This is a genomic window from Bartonella sp. AA86SXKL, assembly GCF_042196885.1.
In genome coordinates, this window is record NZ_JBHIRE010000121.1 from 1 (window position 1) to 809 (window position 809).

At 40.2% G+C, this 809-nt stretch carries 2 protein-coding genes; both read right to left on the minus strand.

The window, feature by feature from the left end:
- On the minus strand, positions 1-314 hold a 314-nt coding region (locus ACFIO5_RS10345), incomplete at its 3' end, for a DEAD/DEAH box helicase (protein WP_375705356.1).
- Between the two features lie 145 nt (positions 315-459).
- Positions 460-809: diacylglycerol kinase catalytic domain-containing protein (locus ACFIO5_RS10350; protein WP_522729883.1), on the minus strand; the 350-nt coding region annotated here is incomplete at its 5' end.

Here is an 809-nt window from a genome sequence, read left to right on the forward strand (position 1 = left end):
CGATGATTTATTCCGTATTTATCGAAATTTTCTTCAACTTGGGCTGCAAGTTCCCGTGTTGGTTCTAGTATGAGAGTACGGGGCATACGCGCTCTTGCACGGCCTTTTTCAAGGAGAGTTAGCATAGGCAAAACGAAAGAGGCTGTTTTTCCAGTTCCTGTTTGGGCTATTCCTAAAACGTCTCTTCTCTGTAGTACATGTGGAATTGTACCACTCTGAATAGGTGTTGGAACAGTGTATCCAACTGACTTTACTGCCTTGATAACCTTTGCAGAAAGACCTAAATCATCAAAATTATTTAAAGGTGGTGTCATTTTTCTATCAATTGCTCTGCGATTTTAACTTCGCTTTTCAAATTCTTAGTAAATTAAGTATCCTACATTATAGAGAGGGGTAAGATGCCTTCATAAAAAAGTCAACTATAACGGACATACACGCATAGAGAGCATAATACAATAATTAATAGAGGAATTGTTCTGATAAAATACGTTCATCCCATGAATGGTTAGAGTCAAAAAGGATTGAGACTGTTACTTCTTTTGCCGTTGAAATAGTAACTGAATAGACAGATTTAACTTCAACATTATCGGCTGCTGCATTTACAGGACGTTTGTCAGATTCGAGCATATCAAAGCGTACTATTGCCGTGTTAGGAAGCAATGCTCCATGCCAGCGACGAGGACGAAAAGGACTAACGGGAGTAAGCGCCATAAGGGGAGCCATGAGAGGCAAAATAGGTCCTTGCGCTGATAAATTATATGCGGTAGATCCTGCTGGTGTGGCAACGAGGATACCATCGCAACTTAATT